The following is a 20,618-nucleotide window of genomic DNA, read 5'->3' on the forward strand; positions in this document are numbered from 1 at the left end:
GTTCCCTCGGATCGAAGGACCACATCATGAAAGAAATCTCCTGCAAGCTGCTCGTCATCGGCGCCGGTCCCGGCGGCTATGTCTGCGCCATCCGCGCCGGCCAGCTCGGCGTCGACACGGTGATCGTCGAGGTTGCGAAGCCGGGCGGCACCTGCCTCAATGTCGGCTGCATCCCGTCCAAGGCGCTCATCCATGCAGCGGAGGAGTTCGACAAGGTCGTCCATATGGCCGGCGGCAAGGACCCGCTTGGCATCAGAATAGGCGAGCCGGCGCTCGATCTGACCAAGACAGTGGCGTGGAAGGACGGCATCGTTGGCCGGCTCAACAGCGGCGTGGCCGGACTGCTCAAGAAGGCCAGGGTCAAGACCGTGCATGGCTGGGCGACGTTCCGGGACGGCAAGACCGTCGAGGTCGAGACCGAGACCGGCACGCAGGTGATCCGCGCCGAGACGGTGGTGATCGCGACCGGCTCGGCGCCGGTGGAATTGCCGTTCCTGCCCTTCGGCGGACCGGTCATCTCGTCGACGGAAGCGCTGGCGCTGAGCGAGGTGCCGAAGACGCTCGCCGTGGTCGGCGGCGGCTATATCGGGCTGGAGCTCGGCATGGCCTTCGCCAAGATGGGCGCCAAGGTGACCGTGGTCGAAGCGCTGCCGCGCGTGCTTGCGCAGTATGACGCGGAATTGACGCGGCCGGTTCTGAAGCGGCTCGGCGAGCTCGGCGTCGAGGTGATGACCAATGCCAAGGCCAGGGGGCTGTCGACCCAGGGGCAAATGGGCAAGGGCGACGCGCTGCTGGTCGAGACGGCCGACGGCAAGAACGGCAAGGTCGCCGCCGACTGGATCCTGGTCACGGTCGGCCGCAAGCCGCTGACCGAAGGCTGGGGGCTGGAGCAGATCGACCTCGACATGGCGGGAAAATTCATCCGCATCGACGACCAGTGCCGCACCTCGATGCGCGGCATTTTTGCCATCGGCGACGTCACCGGCGAGCCGATGCTGGCGCATCGCGCCATGGCGCAGGGCGAGATGGTGGCCGAGATCGCCGCCGGCCACAAGAGAAGCTGGGACAAGCGCGCTATTCCCGCGATCTGCTTCACCGATCCGGAGCTGGTCACCGCGGGCCTGTCACCGGACGAGGCGAAGGCGCTCGCCGGCGAGATCAAGATCGGCCAGTTTCCCTTCGCCGCCAACGGCCGCGCCATGACGAAGCAGGGCGAGGACGGTTTCGTGCGCGTCGTCGCCCGCGGCGACAATCATCTGGTGCTCGGCATCCAGGCGGTCGGGCAGGGCGTGTCGGAACTGTCGGCCGCGTTCGGCCTGGCGCTGGAAATGGGCGCGCGGCTGGAGGACATCGCCGGCACCATCCATGCGCACCCGACGCAGGGCGAAGGTTTCCAGGAAGCGGCGCTCAAGGCGCTGGGGCACGCGCTGCATATTTAGGGAGCTGGGTTTCCCTTCTCCCCTTGTGGGAGAAGGTGTCGCCGAAGGCGACGGATGAGGGGTGTTCCAGCGGAGTGAGACGCTGGCGTTTCCTGGAGCACCCCTCATCCGTCTCGGCGCTGCGCGCCGATCCACCTTCCCCCACAAGGGGGGAAGGGAAGATTGCGCAACTCAGCTCGCCAGCCGGCTCACCATCTCGTGCTGGGCGTAGGCGCGGCCGAAGCGGTTGGCCAGGAAGGCGTCGAGGGCGATGTCCTCCTGGCGGACAAAACCCTTGGCCGGCAGCGAGCCGTCGGCCAGCATGTCGAGCACGGCGCAGATACCGGAGGCGGTGGTGATCTGGATGGCGCTGCGCACGATAGTGCCGACGCGGTGCGAATAGATCTTGTTGGCGTAGGTTTCCTGCAGCAGGCGGCCGTTCTTGCGGCCCGAGACCGTGACGAAGACGATGACGACATCCTGCAGCGTCGCCGGAAGCGCGCTTTCGAAAATGTCCTTCAGCACGTCGCGACGGTGGCGGAGCCCCAGATCGTTGAGCAGCGCCTTCATGATCGCGGCGTGGCCGGGATAGCGGATGGTGCGGTAGTTCAGCGTGCGCACCTTGCCTTTCAGCGTCTCGGCCAAAGTGCCAAGCCCGCCCGAGGTGTTGAAGGCTTCATAGGTGACGCCGTCGAGCGAGAATTCCTCGCGCTCCTCCAGCGGCGGCACCTCGATCAGCTCGCCTTCGACGATCGCCTCGCAGGGCTCGCAATATTCGTTGATGACGCCGTCGGTGCTCCAGGTCAGGTTGTAGTTGAGCGCGTTGGACGGATATTGCGGCAGCGCGCCGACGCGCATGCGCACGCTTTCCAGCGTGTCAAAGCGGCTGGCAAGGTCGTTGGCGACGATCGAGATGAAGCCCGGCGCCAGGCCGCATTGCGGGATGAAGGCGCTTTTGGCGTCACGCGCCAGCTCCTTCACGCGCCTGGTGCTGGCGACGTCCTCGGTGAGGTCGAGATAGTGCACCCCGGTGGCGGCTGCTGCCTCGGCGATGCGCGTGGTGAGGTGGAAGGGGGCGGCGCTCAGCACGGCGAACTTGCCGGCAAGGGTTTTCTCAAGCGCGCCTGGTGCTGCGATGTCGAGCTCTTGCGTCTCGACGCCGGCCGGCAAGTCGGCGGCGGCAAGCTGGGCGGCCGAGCGATCGACGAGCGTGACGTGGTAGTCGCCCGTGGCGCTGAGCATTTCAGCGATGGTCGAGCCGATCTTGCCGGCGCCGACGACAACGATGTTCTTCATGGTCAATACCCCTGCCAATTCGAGTTGCCAGGAATCATCGCAGCTTGCCTGTCGAAAGGAAGCGTGGAATCTAGCAAAGTGAAGCCCATGTTTAGGCAATATGCCGAAGGAGATCGTCGAAATGATCAGCGATGCGGAACAGGCCCTGCTTTCGCTTTTGCGCGCCAACGCGCGCGCTTCGACCGCGGAGTTGGCGAGGAAGCTCGGCGTGTCGCGCACCACGGTGCAGAGCCGCATCGAGCGGCTGGAGCAGCGCGGCATCATTGCGGGCTACGGTGTGCGGCTATCGCCCGACTATGAGCAGGGGCTGGTCAGGGCGCATGTGCTGCTCACCGTCACGCCCAAGCTCGCCGACAAGGTGGTGCGCGCCTTGCAGGCGCTGCCGCAGGTCAGGACGCTGCATTCGGTGAGCGGCAACTTCGACATGATCGTCGTCGTCGACGCGCCGTCGATCCGGGACCTCGACGCGCTGCTCGACCGGATCGGCGCTATGGACGGGGTGGAGCGGACCTCGTCGTCGATCATCCTGTCGACCCGGGTGGATCGGTAGGCGGGATCATTGGAGATGCTGGCGGGACAGCGCCCCCCTCTGCCCTACCGGGCATCTCCCCCACGAGGGGGAGATCAGATTTCACGCCGGCTTTCGCCAATCACCGATGTTGCAGAAAAGGCGCCCGGATCGAAGCTGCCAATCTCCCCCCTTGCGGGCAGGGCAATCGCATATGGTGGCGCCAGCACCCTGAAGATGTCGCCAAAGGCGACAGAAAGGGTTCTCGCGCGTGAAGCTGCGACGTATCCTTCGTCATTCTAGGGCGGAGCAAGGAGCGAAGCGACGCGCGCAGACCCTAGAATCCATGCCGTGACATTGGCCGTAGAATGTTGCCGTCCAGAATAGGAGCTAAGATCGCAATATGACAGGCTACGTCTACATGACCGCGAGCCAGAAAGGCGGCACGATCTATATCGGTGTCACCAACGACCTTGCTCGTCGGATGCCGGAGCACAAAACCGGCCAAGGCTCGCGCTTCACCAGCCGTTACGGTGTGCAGCGTCTCGTCTGGTACGAGGAGTATTTCGACATCACTGACGCCATCCAACGGGAGACGTCATTGAAGCGCTGGCCACGCCAATGGAAGGTTGAATTGATCGAGAGAACCAATCCGGAATGGTTCGAACTCTTTCGCGGAATTGGCTGGTGATCGTTCTGCGCCGCTGCGGTGCTCGTGCGTCACGGCATGGATTCTAGGGTCTACGCGCGTCGCTTCGCTCCTTGCTCCGCCCTAGAATGACGAAGCCCAGGTTAGCGGGCAGCGCTCCTCTGCCCGCTCGGCATGTCCCACAAAGCCACAAGGGGGGAGAGATTGGGCGCCTACGCCCTCCTCCGTTCCGGTCCCTCATCCAGCCACGCCAGATCCTCCGGCGACAGCGCGATATCCAGCGCCTTGAGGCTGTCCTCCAGCTCGTCCAGCGTGCGCGGGCCGATCAGCGGCACTGACGGGAAGGGCTGGGCCAGGACGTAGGCCAGCGCGACATGGATCGGGCTCTTGCCCAGCCGCTTGGCGAGCTCGATGGCGCGGTCGCGGCGGCCGAAATTCTTTTCCGAATACCAGACCCGCACGAGCTCCTCATTGTCGGTCCGGTCACGCCCGGCGCGGTCGGTGAAGAAGCCGCGGCCCTGGCTCGACCAGGCGAAGTTGGGCATCTGCCGCGCCGCCAGCCAGGTTTTCCAGGCATCGGTGGACGAGGTGATGCAGCCCGCCCAGATCGGCTCCAGCATCTCAGCCAGCGAGAAATTGTTGGAGAGGGCGCCGGGCTTCTGCTTGCCGTTCCTTTCGGCATAGGCGATTGCCGCGTCCATGCGCTCCATCGTCCAGTTGGAGCCGCCGAACAGGCCGCGGATGCGGCCGGCCTTGGCCTCGCGGTCCATGGCGTCGACGAACTCGCCGACCGGCACGTCCGGATTGTCGCGATGCATGAAATAGATATCGACATGGTCGGTCTGCAGGCGGTCGAGCGACTGGGCAAGCTGCTTGCCGATGACATCGGGATAGCAGAGCGGCGAATGCGCGCCCTTGGCGATGATGACCGACTGCTCGCGCACGCCGCGATTCTTAAGCCACTGGCCGAGCAGCGTCTCGGTGTAGCCGGCGCCATAGACATAGCCGGTGTCGAACAGATTGCCGCCGCCCTCGAAGAAGGCGTCGAGCAGGATCGCACCGGAAGAGAAGGTGCGGAAATCCTCGAAGCCGAGCGCCAGCCGCGAGGCTGGGCGCGGCAGGCCCGGAATGGCGCGTTTGCCGATGGCGGTGCCGTTGGTTCGCAGCGGCCGGCCGGCGATGGTGTTGACGCGCTTAGCCGGCTTTTCGATCTCGTACTCCAGTCCGACCGCTGCCCGCCATCTGTCGAGCACGCGCAGCGTGCCCAGGCTGTCGGCCCAGCCCATGCCCGGCCAGGCGAATTCCTGGCGGCCGGCCAGGATCGCCTCGCCGGCGGCATCGACCTCGAAGGAATAGAGGTGGCGCGTCTCGTTGACGCTGATCGTCTCGCGCTCGCCGCCGGTCCGGACCAGCTCGATCCGACCCGGTCCGACATCGCGATTGCCGCCGGCGAACCAGAAGTCCGGCACCTCGATCCGGCCCTTGGTGCCAAGGATGCGCAGGACATTGTCCTGGTTGAGCGAAATGCTGCAGGAGACCTCGGCGACGATGCCGCCGGGAAAGTGCAACATTGCCGAGGCCCATTCGTCGACGCCGGACTGGCCGAGATGGGCGGCGCCGGCGACCTTGTCGGGCTCGAGGAAGGGCTGCCCCGCCGCGGCGCCGGCGATCAGCCTGGCCATCGACACCGGATAGCCGCCGACATCGAGGATGCCGCCGCCGGCCAGCTCGTTGGCATAGAGCCGGTGCTCCGGCATGAAGCCCGGCATGGCGAAGCCGAAGCTCGACTTGACCATGCGCACCTCGCCGATGACGCCCGACTTGATCAGCTCCACCAGCTGCAGCGTCTGCGGGTGCAGCCGGTACATGAAGGCTTCGCCCAGAAACGTGCCGGCCTTGCGCGCCGCGTGCATCATGGCGTCGGCCTCGAAGGCGGTCAGCGCCAGCGGCTTTTCGCACAGCACATGTTTGCCGGCTTCGGCGGCCTTGATCGCCCATTCGGCATGGCCGGGATGCGGGATCGAGATGTAGACGGCGTCGACGCCATCGTCGGCCAGCAGCGCGTCATAGCCGTCGAGGATGCGCGCGCCGGGGAAAGTCTCGGCAAGACCGGGCTTGCCTGGATTGCGGGCGCCGAGCGCGACCAGCTCGCCGGTGCGCGACTGCGCCACGCCGCCGGCAAAGGACCTTGCGATGCTGCCGGGTCCAAGAATGCCCCAGCGGATTTTTCCAGATGTCATGTCGAATTCTCCATGGGTCGCCGCCACGCCTTCGCAAGCGGGCGGAAAAGGAAGTCAGCGGATCCTCGCGCCTGTCTTGTCGAAGAGCAGCGAGCGCTCGGCCTTGATCGCGACGGTGAAATGTTCGCTGCTGGCGCGCTGGCGGGCGGCCTCGCGCTCGATGATCAGCTCCTCGGGTCCGGCATCGGCATAGACATAGCTCACCGAGCCCAGATGCTCGGCGACGTCGGCCTTGACCGGGATGTCGCAATCGCCCTCGCCGGCCTCGAAGAAATGCTCCGGCCTGACGCCGAGCACGACGTCGGCGCCGATCGCGGGCATGGCCTTGCACAGCGGCTTGCGCAGCCTGGCGCCGCCGTGATTGACGAGCTCGATGATTGCTGCGCTGTTGGACGTCTCGACGACCTTCGCCGCGATGAAATTCATCTTCGGCGAGCCGATGAAGCCGGCGACAAAGCGGTTGGCCGGATCGTCATAGAGGTCGAGCGGGGCGCCGATCTGCTCGACATTGCCGCCTTTGAGCACGACGATGCGGTCGGCCAGCGTCATCGCCTCGGTCTGGTCGTGCGTCACATAGATCATGGTGACGCCGAGCTCCTTGTGCAGGCGCGAGATCTCGACCCGCATCTGCACCCTCAGCTCGGCGTCGAGATTCGAGAGCGGCTCGTCGAAGAGAAAAACCTGCGGCTCTCGCACGATGGCGCGGCCGATGGCGACGCGCTGGCGCTGGCCGCCGGAGAGTTGCTTCGGCCGCCGCTGCATCAATTCGTCGATGCGGAGGATCTCGGCGGCGCGCTTCACGCGCCGTTCGGTGTCGGCTTTCGGGTTGCCGTTCATGCGCAGCCCGAAGGAGAGGTTCTGCTCCACCGTCATGTGCGGATAGAGAGCGTAGGACTGGAACACCATGGCGATGCCGCGGTCGGCCGCCTCGACGTCGTTCACCAGCTTGCCGCCGATGGCGATCTCGCCGCCGCTGATGTCCTCCAGTCCGGCGATCATGCGCAGAAGCGTGGACTTGCCGCAGCCGGACGGACCGACAAAGACGACGAACTCGCCGTCGGCGACGTCGATGTCGGCGCCGTGGACGACCTCGAAGTTGCCGAAGTGCTTGACGACGTTGCTAAGTGTGACCGCTGCCATCTCGCTCCTGTCCTATTTGACCGCGCCGGCGGCGATGCCGGCGATGAAATGACGCTGCAAGAGCACGAACACGATGAGCATCGGCACGGTCAGCATCACCGCGCCGGCCATGATGCCGCCCCACGAGACCTTGGTCAGGCCGATCAGCGTGCCGAGCGCCACCGGCGCCGTCATCGCGCCGGGCTGGCTGTTGATCAAAAGCGGCCAGAGATAGTTGTTCCAGGACGCGAGGAAGAGGATGATGGCCAAGGCCGCCAGCATCGGGCGCGCCAGAGGCAGCGCGACGAACAGGAAGATGCGCCATTCCTTGACGCCCTCGACCCTTGCGGCGTCGAACAGCTCGGCCGGCATCATCGAAAAGGCCTGGCGCATGAAGAGCACGCCGAGCGAATTGAACAGCGGCGGCACGATCAGCGCGATCCAGGTGTTGGCGAGCTGGAAGTCGCGCGCCACCATGATGAATTGCGGGATCAGCACCACGGCATAGGGCAGCGTGATGGTGCCGAGGATGATCGCCACGACGATACCCTTGCCGAGGAACTCGTAGCGCGCCAGCGCCCAGCCGGCCATCGAGGTGAGCAGCACCGAGAGGAAGGTGTAGGTCACCGCCACCGAGACCGAGATGCCGATGGCGCCAATGAAATTGGTGTCGCGCTGCAGATTGTTGACGTTCTCGAGGAAATTGTCGTGCGGCAGAAGCTCGATGCTGGGGCTGAAGATGCCGTTGTCGGGCATGGTGGAGAACACCACCATCATCCACAGCGGAAACAGCCAAACCAGCGCCAGCGGCGTCAGGACAAGATGCAGCAGGATGCTGCGGCCGAGGCGTCTTTGGGAGCGCGAGGTCATTTCGGCTCTCTCGTCAGCCAGAGCTGCACCAGGGTGATGGCGATGGCGAGGCCCGCCATGGTGTAGGCGACGGCCGAGGCATAGCCGAAGTTGAGCGAGCGGAAGCCCTGCCGGTAGAGCAAGAGGCCAAGCGTCTCGGTGCCGCCGCCCGGGCCGCCGCGCTCGGTGATCAGGAACGGCTCGGTGAAGAGCTGCATGGTGCCGATGATCGACAGCACGGCGCAGAAGACGATGACCGGCTTCAACAGCGGCAAGGTGATGTGGAAGAACTGCCTAACCTTGCTGACGCGGTCGAGCGTCGCCGCCTCGTAGACGTCGTCGGGAATCGACTGCAAGCCGGCAAGGATGATGATGGCATTGTAGCCGGCCCAGCGCCAGGTCACCGCGATCATGATCAGCGCCATGGCCGGCGTGACGTTGGAGAACCAGTCGATCTTGGGCAGGCCGACGCCGTTCAGGAGCTTGTTGATGATGCCGAAATCGAGGCTGAACATCAGCCGGAACACCGCCGAATAGGCTACCTCGCCGACCACGACCGGGGCGAAGAACGCGAAGCGGTAGAGACCGCGCGCCTTGAGCAGCGGCGAATTCAAAAGCACCGCCATCACGATCGCCAGCGAGATCATGACCGGCACCTGGATGACGAGGATGAGCAGCGTGTTCTTCAGCGCGTTGAAGAAGGCGGGGTCGCCGATCAGGCGGCCCCAGTTGAAGGTCGGCGCGAAGCGCCACGGCACGGTGCGTGTCGCCTGGAAGGAGATCAGGAACGAGCTGATGATCGGCCAGATCCAGAAGATGGCGAAGATCAGCAGATAGGGCGTGAGGAAGCGATACGCGGTGGCGTTGCGGTAGCGCATCGTGTTCCTCCTTCCTCTGTCTTTCCCTTCTCCCCTTGTGGGAGAAGGTGGATTGGCGCGCAGCGCCAAGACGGATGAGGGGTGGGTGACGGATCGCCGTCGTTGCCAAGCTGGAGCACCCCTCATCCGGCCGCTTCGCGGCCACCTTCTCCCACAAGGGGAGAAGGGGCTGATCGCCTACTTGACCGGCAGGCCGGTCGCCGCGGCGATCTGGCTGGCGGCGTCGTCGAGCGCGGCCTTGGCGTCCGCGTAGCCGCCGGCCAGATACTTGGTCTGCACGGCGCGCACGATGATCTCGGCGTCGCTCTGGAACGGCGTGCCGCGGCTCGGGACGACCTTGGGCAAGGTGGCAAGGATGTCCTTCCACACCGCCTGGTCGCCCCAATAGGGCTGGCCCTGCGCGACGTAGGGATCCTCGAGCGCCGAGATCAGCGACGGCACCAGGCCGAAATCCTTCAGCATGGTGATCTGGCCCTCATTGGTCTCCAGCGTGTATTTGAGATACGCGTAGGCCGCTTCCTTGTTCTTCGAGGCCGCGGTGATGGCCAGGGAGGAGCCGCCGAGATTGGCGGCGCGCGGGCCGTCGGCGGTCAGGCTCGGCATCAGATAGACGCCCCATTTGCCGTTTTCCTTCGGCGATTCGGTGCGGATCGTGCCCTCATACCAGCCGCCATAGACCTGGGTGGCGACGGCGCCGGCGGTGTTGTTGGTGATCTTGGTCGACCAGTCGGCCGAAGTGACGATGCCGGCGTCCTTCATCTCCTTGACCTTGGTCATGGCGTCGACGCATTTCGGCTGGTTGACCGTGATCGACTGGCCGTCCTCGGCGAAATAGGCGCAGCCCTGTTCGTTCGAGATCATGCGGAAGAATTCGGTGTCGCCGTTGAAATCGGCATTGGTCATCGAGACGCCTGGATTGGCGGCCTGGATCTTCTTGCCGGCGGCGATGAAATCGTCCCAGGTCTTGATCGAGGCCGGATCGACGCCGGCCTTCTCGTAGAAGTCGCGGCGATAGAAGACGGCGACCGGGCCGGAATCCCAGGGCATGGCATAGGCCTTGTCGCCGACCTCGAGCTCGGTGCGCTTGAAGTCGGGGAATTTCTTCTGGTCGTCCGCCGTGTAGCCCAGCGTGTGCAGGTCGACGAAGCAGTCAGGGAACTGGCTCCAGTAGTTCTCGGCCTCGCCGTTCTCGATCGAGACGATGTCCGGCAGGCCGACGCCGCCGGCGGCGCAGCCGGCGATCGACTTGTCATAGGTCGGCTGGTTGCCGAGGTCCTGAACCGTGACCTTGATATCGGGGTATTTCTTGTTGAAGCCCTCGATCGTCGACTTCAGCGACGAAGCGGCGATGTTCCAGCTCCAGATCGTCAGTTCGCCGGATTGCGCCAAGGCCGGGCCGGAGCCCAGGGCAAGCAAAAGCGTGGCGCAGGTCAGTGTGGTGCGCATTGAAATCCTCCCATTTCGTTTGCTCTCTCACCGTGAGCATGGCTAGAATATGCGGCGCGGAAGGCTTGTCCCCGACAAAGGGAATAAGAAGTTGGCGGAAAGTAAGATGCCGGAGCGTCCGTTCTACCAGCCAGGCGCGGGCGTCGAAGGCCTGCCTTTCGCCATGCAGATGTTCCACAACCACCCGCTGGTGATGCTGAAGCCGCATTGGCACGCTCAGGTGGAAGTGAATTTCATCGTGCGCGGCAGCGTGCATTACCGCATGGCCGAGCATGAGATCTCGCTGTCGGCCGGCGAGATGTGCCTGTTCTGGGGCGGGCTGCCGCACCAGATGGACGATCTCTCCGACGACGCGATCTATGCCGGCGCGCATCTGCCGCTGGTGCATTTCTTCAGGCTGCATCTGCCGGCCGATGTCCGGCACCGGCTGATGACCGGCGCGACACTGGTGACGAATGCCACCGACCAGTCCGACAACGACAATTTCAAGCGCTGGAACGAGTATGCGCGCTCGGGCGATGCGGCCAAGGCCGAACACGCCGTCAACGAGCTGCTGCTGAGACTCGAGCGGGTGCGTTTCGAGCCCTACCGGCTGGTGCCGGAAACGGCAATCGGACACGGCGCCGGCAGCCCCTTCGACCAGCAGTCCTCGCGCAATGTCGGGCGGATGTGCGATTTCATCGCCGAGAATTTCCTCTACGACATCGACTGCGTGAACATCGCCTCAGCGGCCGACATCCATCCGAAATACGCCATGAGCCTGTTCAAGAAATCGACCGGCATGACGCTCAACGAATATGTCAATCTCTTGCGGTTGAGCTACGCGCAGGCGCTTCTCATGCATGAGGGCGCCAATGTGCTGAAGGTGGCCATGGACTCGGGCTTCGGCTCGCTCAGCGCCTTCAACAAGTCCTTCCGCAAGCTTGCCGGCATGTCGCCCTCCGATTTCCGCCGGGCGGGCGTGCGTTAACCTGCCGGCGGACGCACGGCCGGAAAGCTTGCGACCACGGCGAGCCCTGGATTGTTGTCCTCCAGCGTGATGGTGGCGCCATGCAGGTCGGCCACCGCCTTGACGAGGCTGAGGCCCAGGCCGCTGCCAGGCGTCGTGCGGCTGGAATCCAGCCGGTAGAGCCGCTGGAAAACTTTTTCGCGCTCCTCCGCCGGGATGCCGGGACCGTTGTCGCCTACATGGACCAGGATTCGGTCGTCCTGCCCGGTCACCGCCAGCTCGATCGCCGTGCCCGGCGGGCCGTGCCTGAGCGCGTTCTCGACCAGATTGGCGAGCATCTGCATCAGCAGGTCACGATCGCCGTGGATATACCATTTGGTGTCCGGAACGAGTTTTGTGGACAAGGACTTCCCGTCATCCTCCGCCACATCGGCATAGACCTCGCCGATGGTGCCGACGACGCTGCCGACGTCGAGATCGACGAAGCGCGCCTTGCGCGCGCCGGCCTCGATCTGGGCGATGCGCAGCAGCGCGTCGAAGGTCTCGTTGATCTGCCGGCTTTCGGCGCGGGCGTCCGACAGCTCGGCCGCGACTTCCTCGCCTGCAGCCGTCTTGTCGGCGGCCTGCTCCAGGATCATCTGCAGCCGGTTGAGCGGCGTCTTGAGGTCATGCGCGATGTTGGCGCTGACCTCGCGCATGCCCTCGACCAGCGCGGACAGCCGGTCTAGCGCGGCGTTGACCTGGGCGGAGACGGCGTCGATGTCGTCACTATTGCCGATCAGCGGGATGCGCGCGTCGAGCCGCCCGTGCGAGACGTCGACCATGGTGGCGGCGATGCCGTCGAGCCGCCGCTGGACACGCGAGGCGAGCAAGGCGCCGCCGGCAATCGCGAGCCCGGTGATGAACAGCGTGCCCCAGCCGAAGCTCATCAGCACGATGGTCTCCAGCTCGTCGGTCTCGGCCAGCGAGAAGGCGACGGTGAGGCTGTTGCCGCCGACCTCGCCCGTATAGGCGCGATACATCGTGTCGGGCGGCACCCCCGGCAATCTGGCGGCAAACATGGAAAAACCGTCGGGCAGGCCTGAAGCGGTGAAATTTCCGGCCAGATGGTTGCCGTCGGCGTCGCTCAGCGAGAAAAGCTGGTCCTTGTCGGGGCTGAGGTCGGCGTTGTTGTTGACCGAGGCGACAAGGTCCTCCTTCTCGTTCCCGGCATAGGTCAGGGCCACGACCGTATAGGTCTCCCTGATCGATTGATCGAGCCGTCTCGCCAAATCGGCGCTCATCAGCTGGTAGACGACAGCGCCGGACAGGATGAAGGCAAGCACGAACAGGAAGGCAAAGGTCAGCGCCAGCCGGAACGGCGTGCTGCGCAGCAGGCTGACGCGTGTTTCTTTCATCGCTCAAACTATTTGTTCTTACGCAATTCCGAACGGAAAACCGTTACACACTTTTCCTGGAATTGCTTTAGACGGACTTCGGCCAGAACAACCACAGCAAGGCCAGTGCCGCCAATATCCAAACCGCGATCATGAAGATCAGCCCCGCCTTGCTGACCGGCTTGGCGCGGCGCGTGGCTTCGTCGCGGAATTCCTGCATAAGACCGGCAGGGACCAGCTTCACCGCCAGCATGATGCCGAGCGGGACGATCAAAAGGTCATCCAGATAGCCGAAGACCGGGATGAAATCCGGAACGAGGTCGATGGGGCTGAGGGCATAGGCCGCGACCGCACCGGCAACGGCCTTCGCATACCAGGGAACGCGAGGATCGCGGGCAGCGAGCCACAACGCCACCACGTCGCGCTTGATGCCGCGCGCCCATCGCTTTGCAGTGTCCAGCATCGACATGCCGCCTATATACGGGCAGCTTGTCGGAGGCGCGAGATACGATCGAGCCTGGATCGTCAACCCTGGGGTCAACCTTGGGCGTGCAGGCTGTAGCCGGTGTTGCGCACCGTGTGGATGAGCGGCACCTCGAACGGCCTGTCCACCTTGGCCCTGAGCCGGCTGATATGGGTCTCGACGACGCTGGTCTTGGGATCGAAGTGAAAATCCCAGACGCGCTCCAGCAGCATGGTTCGGGTAATCACGCGGCCCTCGCCGCGCATCAGCACCTCGAGCAGGCTGAATTCCCGGGGCTGCAGGTCGATCACCTGGCCCTGCCGGGTCACGCGGCGCATGATCAGGTCCATTTCGAGATCGGCGACGCGCAGGCTGGTCTTCTGCTCCTGCGCCGCCGGCCGCCGGCCGAGCGCGTTGATGCGGGCGAGCAGCTCGGAAAAGGCGAAAGGCTTGACGAGATAGTCGTCGCCGCCGGCCTCGAGCCCTTCGACCCGGTCGTCGACGCCGCCGATCGAGGTCAGGAATATGGCCGGCGTCGTGACGCCCGCCGCGCGCACCGCCTTGATCATCGACAGGCCGTCGAGGCCGGGGACCATGCGGTCGGCCACGATGACGTCATAGGCATCGCGGGTCGCCGCGACGAGCGCGTCATGGCCGTTGCGCAGCAGGTCGCAGGCGTGCCCGGCTTCGCTGAGCCCCCTGACGATGTAGTCGGCCGTCCTTGGGTCATCCTCAACCAGCAGAAGTCGCATGTTGGCGTATCGTCCGGATTCCATCGCAGACGCCATGGTAGCATCGGCGATGAGCCATTCCCACAAGCCGGGCTTACGCGCGCCTGTCCAGCTCCTTACAAATTTGTAAGAATGGCCGAAAATACCGATCGGGCCTCGCAATGGGGTTGGAGAAAGGCTAGTGGGGTAACGTCCCGCCCGGGCCGGAGTGACCGAAACCGAATGGCTTACACATTGCTCAAGTCAGCGCCGAAAGCGTTCGACCAGCACAGGCGCCTGATCGTCGTCCAGGCCGCAGCGGTGGTGGCCATCGTGCTGCTGCTGTTCTCCAAGCCGTTTCTCAGCGAGGGCTCGAGCGGGCACGAGCTGGTGGAGACGGCCGGCTTCGGCCTCGTGCTCGTCTGCTTCCTCGGCCGGCTGTGGAGCATCCTCTATGTCGGCGGCAGGAAGAACGACGAACTGATCGTCTCGGGTCCGTTCTCGATGACCCGCAACCCGCTCTATTTCTTCTCGACCATCGGCGCGGTCGGCATCGGGCTGATGTTCGGATCGGTGCTGGCGGCCGTGACGCTCGGCCTCGCGAGCTTCCTCGTCTTCCGCTTCACTGCCGGCCGGGAGGCCGAGTTCCTGTCCGGCAAGTTCGGCGCCGCCTACACCGCCTATGCCGAACGGACGCCGCGTTTCTGGCCGAACCCAATGCTTTACCGCGACCAGGATCAGTGGGTGTTTTCCACCGGCGCGCTGAAAAGCACGTTCCGGGACGGGCTTTATTTCCTGGCCTTGTTCCCGCTCATCGAGACGGTCGAGCATTTTCGCGTGATCGGCATGCTGCCGACCTTGTTCACGATCTACTGATCGCGATCGGCCCGATTGCACCCAAAAGAAGTCAGCGGCAACGCCTTGAGTCTGGGCTGGCGAAGCATATACGTAAATATAACTTTGGCGGTCGGCTGGCGCGATGGACGTTCGCATATCGAAACACAATAGGCTCTCGGTGTTCGAGCTCGACGCCTTGCGAGAAGCTTTCAAGCGATCGGTCCGCGAGAACAACGTCACCGAAATCAAGTGGGCCGAGCACGCCGAGCTTTTCGTGAAACGCATGATCCGCAAGGAAAGCCGCGCCATCCGAGGCTGACCTGACCTGCCCGATGCCTGGGCTTAAAGCACGTCGCGTGGGAATGATTCACGCGCCCCGCTTCAAATCTTTGATTTCAAGCATGTCTTTGTCCCGAAACCGGTCCCACTTTCGGGAGACATGCTTCAGGTCCGGCCGCCGCCGCGCGCGGCGCGCCTCGTGCTTTCAAAAAGGATCGCCAGACAGCCGACCAGGATCAGGACGCCGCCGGCGAGCGGCGGCAACGCAAGCAGCTTCACGGCGCCGGCCACCAGGGCAATCAGGAGCAGCGCCAGAAGCGCGAGACTGCCGTCGTCGACGAACATGCCGATGAGCTCCTTCAGGACAAGGCGGATGATCCTCACCGGGCAATTCCTTCAGCGCGCGCCGCGTGGCTGCCGCGCAGCCGTCGCACCATGGCGAAGGATGCGGCGGCGATGACGGCAAAGATGGCAAGCAGCGCAAGGTCCTCGCCTGGCCATTCGGCGCCGAGGCCTTCGCCTGTCCAGAACACGCCGAAGCTGGTCAGCATCAGGCCGACGACGAATTTGAGCGCATTTTCCGGCACGCGCGCCAACGGCCGGTGCACGGCCAGCCCGATCAGCATCACCAGCATGAAGGCCGCCAGCGCGCCGAGGCCTGCTTGAAGCGTCCGGCCGTGGGCGCCGCCGACGGCAATGACGATGAACACCACCTCGACGCCCTCGAGCAGCACCGCCTTGAAGGCGGCGACGCCGGCCAGATAATCGGCGCGGCGGTCGTCGGCCTGGTGGCTGAGCGCGTCGGTCTCGCGCGAAAAGGCGGCCTCCTCGTCGCGGAGCGCGATGACGCCGGCGCTGCGCAGGATCGCCTTCCTGAGCCAGCGCATGCCGAACAGGACCAGAAGCACGCCGACCGCGAACTGCAGCAGCGTGATGGGGACGAGCGCCAGCAGCGGCCCGAAGGCCAGCACCAGCGCGGCCAGCAGGGCGAGCGCCGATGCGGCGCCGGTCAGCGCCGGTCGCCAGCCGCGCGTCACGCCGACCGCGAGCACGATTGTGAAGGCTTCGACCACCTCGACGAAGGATGCCAGGAAGGAAGCCGCAACGGTGGAGAGAACGGGCGTCAGCTCATGCATGAACAGGTGCCGGGCTCCGTTTTTGCCGCCCCCTTGCCGGATGGCGGGCCGCTTCGGCCTTGTTCAGCAGGCGATGAAGCACAAAGTATGGCGGATGGACAAATCAGGCGCCGGCGACCGGACATTCGACCGCGGGGGCGAACTTGCGCCCATGCGCAGGCCGGTGCCATAACTCCATGCTCATCGGAGGAAGCGGCTTCAGATGACGTTATCGGTGAGGGACCTTTCCTTGCACACGCCGATCGACGGCCGGCACCGGCAGATGCTGATCGATGGTGAATGGGGCGATTCGGTGAGCGGCCGGACCCTCGAGACGCGCAACCCCGCCACCGGCGCCGTGATCGGCACCGTGCCGCTGTCGGATTCCCGGGATATCGACCTGGCGGTCGCGGCGGCGCGGCGCGCCTTCGAGGGGCCGTGGAGCCGCTTCAAGCCCTATGAGCGTCAGCAGCTGCTGCTCAAGATCGCCGATCTGATGGAGCGGCATTGGGAGGAGCTTGCGCTTTCCGACACCACCGACATGGGCATGCCGGTCACCCGCACCTTGGCCAACAAGAACCGCGTGCTCGGCATGCTGCGCTTCTACGCCGGCATGGCGACGTCGATCCATGGCCAGACCATCGGCAACTCGCTGCCGGGCGAGATCGTCTCCTTCACGCGCAAGGAGCCGGTCGGCGTGGTCGGCGCGATCATCCCCTGGAATGCGCCCACCGCCGCCTCGATCTGGAAGATCGGCCCGGCCCTGGCCACCGGCTGCACCATCGTCCTGAAGCCCTCGGAAGAAGCGCCGCTGACGCCGCTTCTGATCGCCGACCTGATGCAGGAAGCCGGCGTGCCGCCCGGCGTCGTCAATGTCGTGACCGGAACCGGCGCGGAGGCCGGCGCGCCGCTGGCCGCGCACATGGATGTCGACAAGCTGGTCTTCACCGGCTCTACCGCCACCGGCCAGGCGATCCTGCGCGCCTCGGCCGCCAACATGAAGCGCGTGTCGCTGGAGCTCGGCGGCAAGTCGCCGGTGATCGTCCTGGCCGATGCCGACATCGAGCGCGCCGTGCCGGTGGCGGCGATGTCGGTCTTCGCCAATTCGGGCCAAGTCTGCATCGCCGGCTCGCGGCTCTTCGTCGAGCGGCCGATCTATGAGGAGTTCGTCGAGCGCGTGGCTGGTTTTGCCGCCAGGCTGCGGATCGGCGACGGCGCCGATCCCGCGACCGAGATCGGGCCGCTGATCTCGCCAAAACAGCTCGAGCGCGTCAGCGGCTTCATTGCGGACGGCGCGCGCGAGGGCGCGCGGCTGGTGACGGGCGGTCAGCGCATCACCGAAGGCGCTTTGGCCGCCGGCAATTTCATGACGCCCGGCATCTTTTCCGGCGTCACCGACGGCATGCGCATCGCGCGCGAGGAAATCTTCGGGCCGATCATCTCGGCGCTGCCCTTCGACACGCTGGACGAAGCGGTGCGGCGCGGCAACGACACGCCGTACGGCCTCGGCGCCGGCGTGTTCACCAAGGACGTCGGCAAGGCGCATCAGCTCGCCAACCGGCTGCGCGCCGGCTCGGTCTGGGTCAACACCTATCACGCGATCGACCCGGCCGTGCCGTTCGGCGGCTACAAGATGAGCGGCTACGGCCGCGAGGGCGGCGCCGATCATCTCGAGGAATATCTCAACACCAAAGGCGTATGGATCCGGATCGATTGACGGTCTGTATCCGGCTGCGTTGCGTTGAACCGCCGCTCGGCTTCGACTATCTGCCATGCGCAATCCCGAAGCGGGAGCCGTTCTACGCTTTTCCTGGTATTGCGTTGGAGCAACACGAGAGTTCGGGCGGCCGAGCAGGCCCGCCCTGAAGCGGAATGGAGCGCATGAAAAAGATCGGGTTTCTGTCCTTCGGGCATTGGTCGCCGTCGCCGCAATCGGGCACGCGCTCGGGCGCCGACGCGCTGCTGCAGTCGATCGACCTCGCGGTCGCGGCCGAGGAACTCGGCGCCGACGGCGCCTATTTCCGCGTCCACCATTTCGCCCGCCAGCTCGGCTCGCCCTTTCCGCTGCTTGCCGCGGCCGGCGCCAAGACCAGCCGTATCGAGCTCGGCACCGCCGTCATCGACATGCGCTACGAGAACCCGCTCTACATGGCCGAGGATGCGGGCGCCGCTGACCTCATCGCGGGCGGGCGTTTGCAGTTGGGAATCAGCCGCGGCTCGCCGGAGCAGGTGATCGATGGCTGGCGCTATTTCGGCTACGTGCCGGAAGAGGGCAAGACCGACGCCGACATGGCGCGCCGCCACGCCGAAGTCTTCCTCGAAGTGCTGCGCGGCCAGGGTTTCGCCCAGCCCAATCCGCGGCCGATGTTTCCCAATCCGCCCGGCCTGCTGAGGTTGGAGCCGTTCTCGGAGGGCTTGCGCGAACGGATCTGGTGGGGCGCGGCGACCAACGCCACCGCCGAATGGGCGGCCAGGCTCGGCATGAATTTGCAGAGCTCGACGCTGAAATTCGACGAGAGCGGCCAGCCGCTGCACATCCAGCAGGCCAAGCAGATAAGGGCCTACCGCGCCGCCTGGAAGGAAGCCGGCCACGAACGAGAGCCGCGCGTCTCGGTCAGCCGCAGCATCTTTGCTTTGGTCAACGACATGGACCGCGCCTATTTCGGCGGCAGCGAGGGCGAGGATCATTTCGGCTATATCGAGCCGGAGAAGCGCGCCGTGTTCGGCCGCACCTACGCCGCCGAGCCGGACGTGCTCATAGAACAACTCAGGGAAGACCAGGCGATCGCCGAGGCCGACACGCTGCTCTTGACCGTGCCCAACCAGCTCGGCGTCGACTACAACGCCCATGTCATCGAGGCGATCCTGAAGCACGTCGCGCCGGCGCTCGGCTGGCGGTGATGCTGTCGGCCGCAATCTGCGCCTGCGGCCGAGCATTGTCGACTATATCAAGTATGGCTAATATGTCTTGTTTGGGTTGGAAGGACCAACCGTGGAGAGGCGTCTCGCAGGCCTCCTGGCTGCGACGCTGGCTTGCTGGCTGGCGGGTGGCCCATCTTGGTCGCAGGACAGCCCGTCCCACAAATCGATATCCGAAGAAGCGGTGAGAACGGCCAGCGCTCAGAGGTATTCCGACCTTCTTGCGATGGAATGTTCGCATGGGCGGTTGTACTCGCGAAGCCAAATTGAAAGGGGTTTCGAGCGTCATTTCGAGGAATTGAGGCTGACACTGATCGCGGAAGGGTACACAATCGTGCCCGACGCGATCGCGAACGACCCATCCCGTCCAGTTTCGGAGATGGCGTTCGACGCCAGGCGACGGCTTGGCTTCGCGTCGCAGGCCGGGTGCCTTGCACCGTACTGGCTCGAAGACGATCGCGATTACTGAACCGTGTCGCCGGTTTTTGACGCCTGATTTTCAGAGATGATTGACACCTGGCAAGTCTGAACCCTATTTTGGTGCGTAATCGGTTACGTAACCGATTACGGCTCATTAAAAGTGGAGGAAAGCATGAGCAAGATTTCAAATACGCATGGGCTCGAGCTGGGCTCGTTCTCGCGTCGCCAGTTCCTCAAGACCAGCGCGCTCGCCGCGGGCGCGCTCGCGCTGCCGCTCGGACCGGCGCTCGCCGCCGACAAGCCGAAGGTCGGCCTGGTCATGAAGTCGCTCGCCAACGAGTTCTTCAAGCAGATGCAGGCCGGCGCGGAGGCGTACGCGGCCAAGAACAAGGACAAGTTCGATTTCGCCGCCGTCGGCATGAAGGACGAGCGCGACTTCGCCGCCCAGGTCGACGCGATCGAGAACTTCATCACCCAGAACTACAACATCATCGTCGTCGCGCCCGCCGATTCGAAGGCCATGGTCACCCCGATCGCCAAGGCGCTGAAGGCCGGCATCAAGGTCATCAACATCGACGTCGCGCTCGACGAGAAAGCCAAGAAGAAGGCCGGCGTCGATCTCGCCTTCTTCGGTCCGGACAACCGTGCCGGCGCCAAGCTTGCCGGCGACGCGCTCGGCAAGGCGCTGGGCAAGGGCGGCAAGGTCGTCATCCTCGAGGGCAATCCGGAGGCCGACAACGCCAAGCAGCGCAAGCTCGGCTTTGACGATTCGGTGAAGGAGTACAAGCTGAAGCTGCTCGACTCCAAGACGGCGCATTGGGAGACCGAGGAAGCCAACACCCTGATGACCAACTTCCTCACCCAGCACCCGGACATCCAGGGCGTCATGGCGGCCAACGATTCGATGGCGCTCGGCGTCGTCAAGGCGATCGACGCGGCCGGCAAGTCGGGCCAGATCAAGGTCGTCGGCTTCGACAACATCCCGGCCGTCGGCCCGCTGCTGAAGGAAGGCAAGATGCTCGCCACCGTCGAGCAGTATGGCGCGCAGATGGCGGCGATGGGCATCGACTACGGCCTGCGCGAGCTTGCCGGCGAGAAATTTTCCGGCTGGGTCAAGACGGACGTCAAGCTGATCACGGCATGAGGC

At 64.8% G+C, this 20,618-nt stretch carries 20 protein-coding genes; 9 read left to right on the forward strand and 11 right to left on the reverse strand.

Annotated features, from left to right (window positions below; genetic code table 11):
- Positions 1-26 precede the first annotated feature (26 nt).
- Positions 27-1,439: a dihydrolipoyl dehydrogenase gene (lpdA, locus tag EJ067_RS16935; RefSeq protein ID WP_126086764.1), complete on the forward strand. Its 1,413-nt coding sequence runs from the start codon at positions 27-29 to the stop codon at positions 1,437-1,439.
- Positions 1,440-1,610: 171 nt separating this feature from the next.
- Here lpdA and EJ067_RS16940 read toward each other — a convergent pair whose 3' ends face one another.
- On the reverse strand, positions 1,611-2,714 hold the full coding sequence (locus EJ067_RS16940; RefSeq protein WP_126086765.1) for a saccharopine dehydrogenase family protein: 1,104 nt from the start codon (positions 2,712-2,714) through the stop codon (positions 1,611-1,613).
- A gap of 121 nt (positions 2,715-2,835) precedes the next feature.
- Between EJ067_RS16940 and EJ067_RS16945 the strand changes: the two genes are divergently transcribed.
- Both EJ067_RS16945 and EJ067_RS16950 read left to right on the forward strand, forming a co-directional pair.
- Positions 2,836-3,264: an Lrp/AsnC family transcriptional regulator gene (locus EJ067_RS16945; RefSeq protein ID WP_126086766.1), complete on the forward strand. Its 429-nt coding sequence runs from the start codon at positions 2,836-2,838 to the stop codon at positions 3,262-3,264.
- Between the two features lie 361 nt (positions 3,265-3,625).
- Positions 3,626-3,913 (forward strand): GIY-YIG nuclease family protein, encoded by a 288-nt coding sequence (locus tag EJ067_RS16950; RefSeq protein ID WP_126086767.1) that lies wholly within the window; start codon positions 3,626-3,628, stop codon positions 3,911-3,913.
- Between the two features lie 170 nt (positions 3,914-4,083).
- Here EJ067_RS16950 and EJ067_RS16955 read toward each other — a convergent pair whose 3' ends face one another.
- The 5 genes from EJ067_RS16955 to EJ067_RS16975 all read right to left on the reverse strand — a co-directional run bounded on the left by EJ067_RS16955 (position 4,084) and on the right by EJ067_RS16975 (position 10,403).
- Positions 4,084-6,111: an aldo/keto reductase gene (locus EJ067_RS16955; RefSeq protein ID WP_126086768.1), complete on the reverse strand. Its 2,028-nt coding sequence runs from the start codon at positions 6,109-6,111 to the stop codon at positions 4,084-4,086.
- Between the two features lie 54 nt (positions 6,112-6,165).
- Positions 6,166-7,251 carry a sn-glycerol-3-phosphate ABC transporter ATP-binding protein UgpC gene (ugpC, locus tag EJ067_RS16960; protein WP_126086769.1) on the reverse strand — a complete coding sequence of 362 codons (1,086 nt, stop codon included), beginning with the start codon at positions 7,249-7,251 and terminating at the stop codon, positions 6,166-6,168.
- 12 nt (positions 7,252-7,263) lie between these two features.
- Entirely contained in the window at positions 7,264-8,100 is an 837-nt protein-coding gene (locus EJ067_RS16965) for a carbohydrate ABC transporter permease (protein ID WP_126086770.1), read from the reverse strand.
- Positions 8,097-8,957 (reverse strand): sugar ABC transporter permease, encoded by an 861-nt coding sequence (locus EJ067_RS16970; RefSeq protein ID WP_126086771.1) that lies wholly within the window; start codon positions 8,955-8,957, stop codon positions 8,097-8,099. The genes EJ067_RS16965 and EJ067_RS16970 overlap by 4 nt, the downstream gene beginning before the upstream one ends.
- A 177-nt stretch (positions 8,958-9,134) precedes the next feature.
- Positions 9,135-10,403 (reverse strand): ABC transporter substrate-binding protein, encoded by a 1,269-nt coding sequence (locus EJ067_RS16975; protein ID WP_126086772.1) that lies wholly within the window; start codon positions 10,401-10,403, stop codon positions 9,135-9,137.
- A gap of 106 nt (positions 10,404-10,509) precedes the next feature.
- Here EJ067_RS16975 and EJ067_RS16980 point away from each other — a divergent pair, with 106 nt between their 5' ends.
- Positions 10,510-11,373 carry a helix-turn-helix domain-containing protein gene (locus EJ067_RS16980; protein WP_126086773.1) on the forward strand — a complete coding sequence of 288 codons (864 nt, stop codon included), beginning with the start codon at positions 10,510-10,512 and terminating at the stop codon, positions 11,371-11,373.
- Here the strand turns inward: EJ067_RS16980 and EJ067_RS16985 are convergent.
- The 3 genes from EJ067_RS16985 to EJ067_RS16995 form a co-directional block, all read right to left on the reverse strand.
- A complete protein-coding gene (locus EJ067_RS16985) occupies positions 11,370-12,749 on the reverse strand; it encodes a HAMP domain-containing sensor histidine kinase (protein ID WP_126086774.1) in 1,380 nt (459 codons plus the stop codon). The genes EJ067_RS16980 and EJ067_RS16985 overlap by 4 nt on opposite strands.
- Positions 12,750-12,816: 67 nt before the next feature.
- Positions 12,817-13,197 carry a YkvA family protein gene (locus tag EJ067_RS16990; RefSeq protein WP_126086775.1) on the reverse strand — a complete coding sequence of 127 codons (381 nt, stop codon included), beginning with the start codon at positions 13,195-13,197 and terminating at the stop codon, positions 12,817-12,819.
- Between the two features lie 68 nt (positions 13,198-13,265).
- On the reverse strand, positions 13,266-13,943 hold the full coding sequence (locus EJ067_RS16995; protein WP_126089650.1) for a winged helix-turn-helix domain-containing protein: 678 nt from the start codon (positions 13,941-13,943) through the stop codon (positions 13,266-13,268).
- 201 nt (positions 13,944-14,144) lie between these two features.
- Between EJ067_RS16995 and EJ067_RS17000 the strand changes: the two genes are divergently transcribed.
- Both EJ067_RS17000 and EJ067_RS34610 read left to right on the forward strand, forming a co-directional pair.
- Positions 14,145-14,777 (forward strand): isoprenylcysteine carboxylmethyltransferase family protein, encoded by a 633-nt coding sequence (locus EJ067_RS17000; RefSeq protein WP_126086776.1) that lies wholly within the window; start codon positions 14,145-14,147, stop codon positions 14,775-14,777.
- Between the two features lie 103 nt (positions 14,778-14,880).
- Complete coding sequence (locus tag EJ067_RS34610; protein ID WP_189510654.1) at positions 14,881-15,057, forward strand: hypothetical protein; 177 nt, start codon at positions 14,881-14,883, stop codon at positions 15,055-15,057.
- A 125-nt stretch (positions 15,058-15,182) separates the two neighbouring features.
- Here EJ067_RS34610 and EJ067_RS17005 read toward each other — a convergent pair whose 3' ends face one another.
- A complete protein-coding gene (locus EJ067_RS17005; RefSeq protein WP_126086777.1) occupies positions 15,183-15,401 on the reverse strand; it encodes a hypothetical protein in 219 nt (72 codons plus the stop codon).
- Positions 15,398-16,153 carry a COG4280 domain-containing protein gene (locus tag EJ067_RS17010; protein WP_126086778.1) on the reverse strand — a complete coding sequence of 252 codons (756 nt, stop codon included), beginning with the start codon at positions 16,151-16,153 and terminating at the stop codon, positions 15,398-15,400. Before EJ067_RS17010 ends, EJ067_RS17005 begins: the two co-directional genes overlap by 4 nt.
- A gap of 202 nt (positions 16,154-16,355) precedes the next feature.
- Between EJ067_RS17010 and EJ067_RS17015 the strand changes: the two genes are divergently transcribed.
- From EJ067_RS17015 to EJ067_RS17025, 3 genes are all read left to right on the forward strand, one after another.
- Complete coding sequence (locus EJ067_RS17015) at positions 16,356-17,849, forward strand: aldehyde dehydrogenase family protein (protein ID WP_126086779.1); 1,494 nt, start codon at positions 16,356-16,358, stop codon at positions 17,847-17,849.
- 164 nt (positions 17,850-18,013) lie between these two features.
- On the forward strand, positions 18,014-19,033 hold the full coding sequence (locus EJ067_RS17020; RefSeq protein ID WP_126086780.1) for an LLM class flavin-dependent oxidoreductase: 1,020 nt from the start codon (positions 18,014-18,016) through the stop codon (positions 19,031-19,033).
- 610 nt (positions 19,034-19,643) lie between these two features.
- Complete coding sequence (locus EJ067_RS17025) at positions 19,644-20,615, forward strand: sugar ABC transporter substrate-binding protein (RefSeq protein WP_126086781.1); 972 nt, start codon at positions 19,644-19,646, stop codon at positions 20,613-20,615.
- Positions 20,616-20,618: the final 3 nt, after the last annotated feature.

Origin of the sequence: Mesorhizobium sp. M1D.F.Ca.ET.043.01.1.1 (assembly GCF_003952385.1) — a bacterium.
Lineage (GTDB): Bacteria > Pseudomonadota > Alphaproteobacteria > Rhizobiales > Rhizobiaceae > Mesorhizobium.

Bases quoted from the DNA above. Each gene is read 5' to 3' on its own strand.
- lpdA (WP_126086764.1), top strand. From the start codon at position 27: ATGAAAGAAATCTCCTGCAAGCTGCTCGTCATCGGCGCCGGTCCCGGC.
- EJ067_RS16940 (WP_126086765.1), bottom strand. From the start codon at position 2,714: ATGAAGAACATCGTTGTCGTCGGCGCCGGCAAGATCGGCTCGACCATC.
- EJ067_RS16945 (WP_126086766.1), top strand. From the start codon at position 2,836: ATGATCAGCGATGCGGAACAGGCCCTGCTTTCGCTTTTGCGCGCCAAC.
- EJ067_RS16950 (WP_126086767.1), top strand. From the start codon at position 3,626: ATGACAGGCTACGTCTACATGACCGCGAGCCAGAAAGGCGGCACGATC.
- EJ067_RS16955 (WP_126086768.1), bottom strand. From the start codon at position 6,111: ATGACATCTGGAAAAATCCGCTGGGGCATTCTTGGACCCGGCAGCATC.
- ugpC (WP_126086769.1), bottom strand. From the start codon at position 7,251: ATGGCAGCGGTCACACTTAGCAACGTCGTCAAGCACTTCGGCAACTTC.
- EJ067_RS16965 (WP_126086770.1), bottom strand. From the start codon at position 8,100: ATGACCTCGCGCTCCCAAAGACGCCTCGGCCGCAGCATCCTGCTGCAT.
- EJ067_RS16970 (WP_126086771.1), bottom strand. From the start codon at position 8,957: ATGCGCTACCGCAACGCCACCGCGTATCGCTTCCTCACGCCCTATCTG.
- EJ067_RS16975 (WP_126086772.1), bottom strand. From the start codon at position 10,403: ATGCGCACCACACTGACCTGCGCCACGCTTTTGCTTGCCCTGGGCTCC.
- EJ067_RS16980 (WP_126086773.1), top strand. From the start codon at position 10,510: ATGCCGGAGCGTCCGTTCTACCAGCCAGGCGCGGGCGTCGAAGGCCTG.
- EJ067_RS16985 (WP_126086774.1), bottom strand. From the start codon at position 12,749: ATGAAAGAAACACGCGTCAGCCTGCTGCGCAGCACGCCGTTCCGGCTG.
- EJ067_RS16990 (WP_126086775.1), bottom strand. From the start codon at position 13,197: ATGTCGATGCTGGACACTGCAAAGCGATGGGCGCGCGGCATCAAGCGC.
- EJ067_RS16995 (WP_126089650.1), bottom strand. From the start codon at position 13,943: ATGCGACTTCTGCTGGTTGAGGATGACCCAAGGACGGCCGACTACATC.
- EJ067_RS17000 (WP_126086776.1), top strand. From the start codon at position 14,145: ATGGCTTACACATTGCTCAAGTCAGCGCCGAAAGCGTTCGACCAGCAC.
- EJ067_RS34610 (WP_189510654.1), top strand. From the start codon at position 14,881: ATGGACGTTCGCATATCGAAACACAATAGGCTCTCGGTGTTCGAGCTC.
- EJ067_RS17010 (WP_126086778.1), bottom strand. From the start codon at position 16,153: ATGCATGAGCTGACGCCCGTTCTCTCCACCGTTGCGGCTTCCTTCCTG.
- EJ067_RS17015 (WP_126086779.1), top strand. From the start codon at position 16,356: ATGACGTTATCGGTGAGGGACCTTTCCTTGCACACGCCGATCGACGGC.
- EJ067_RS17020 (WP_126086780.1), top strand. From the start codon at position 18,014: ATGAAAAAGATCGGGTTTCTGTCCTTCGGGCATTGGTCGCCGTCGCCG.
- EJ067_RS17025 (WP_126086781.1), top strand. From the start codon at position 19,644: ATGAGCAAGATTTCAAATACGCATGGGCTCGAGCTGGGCTCGTTCTCG.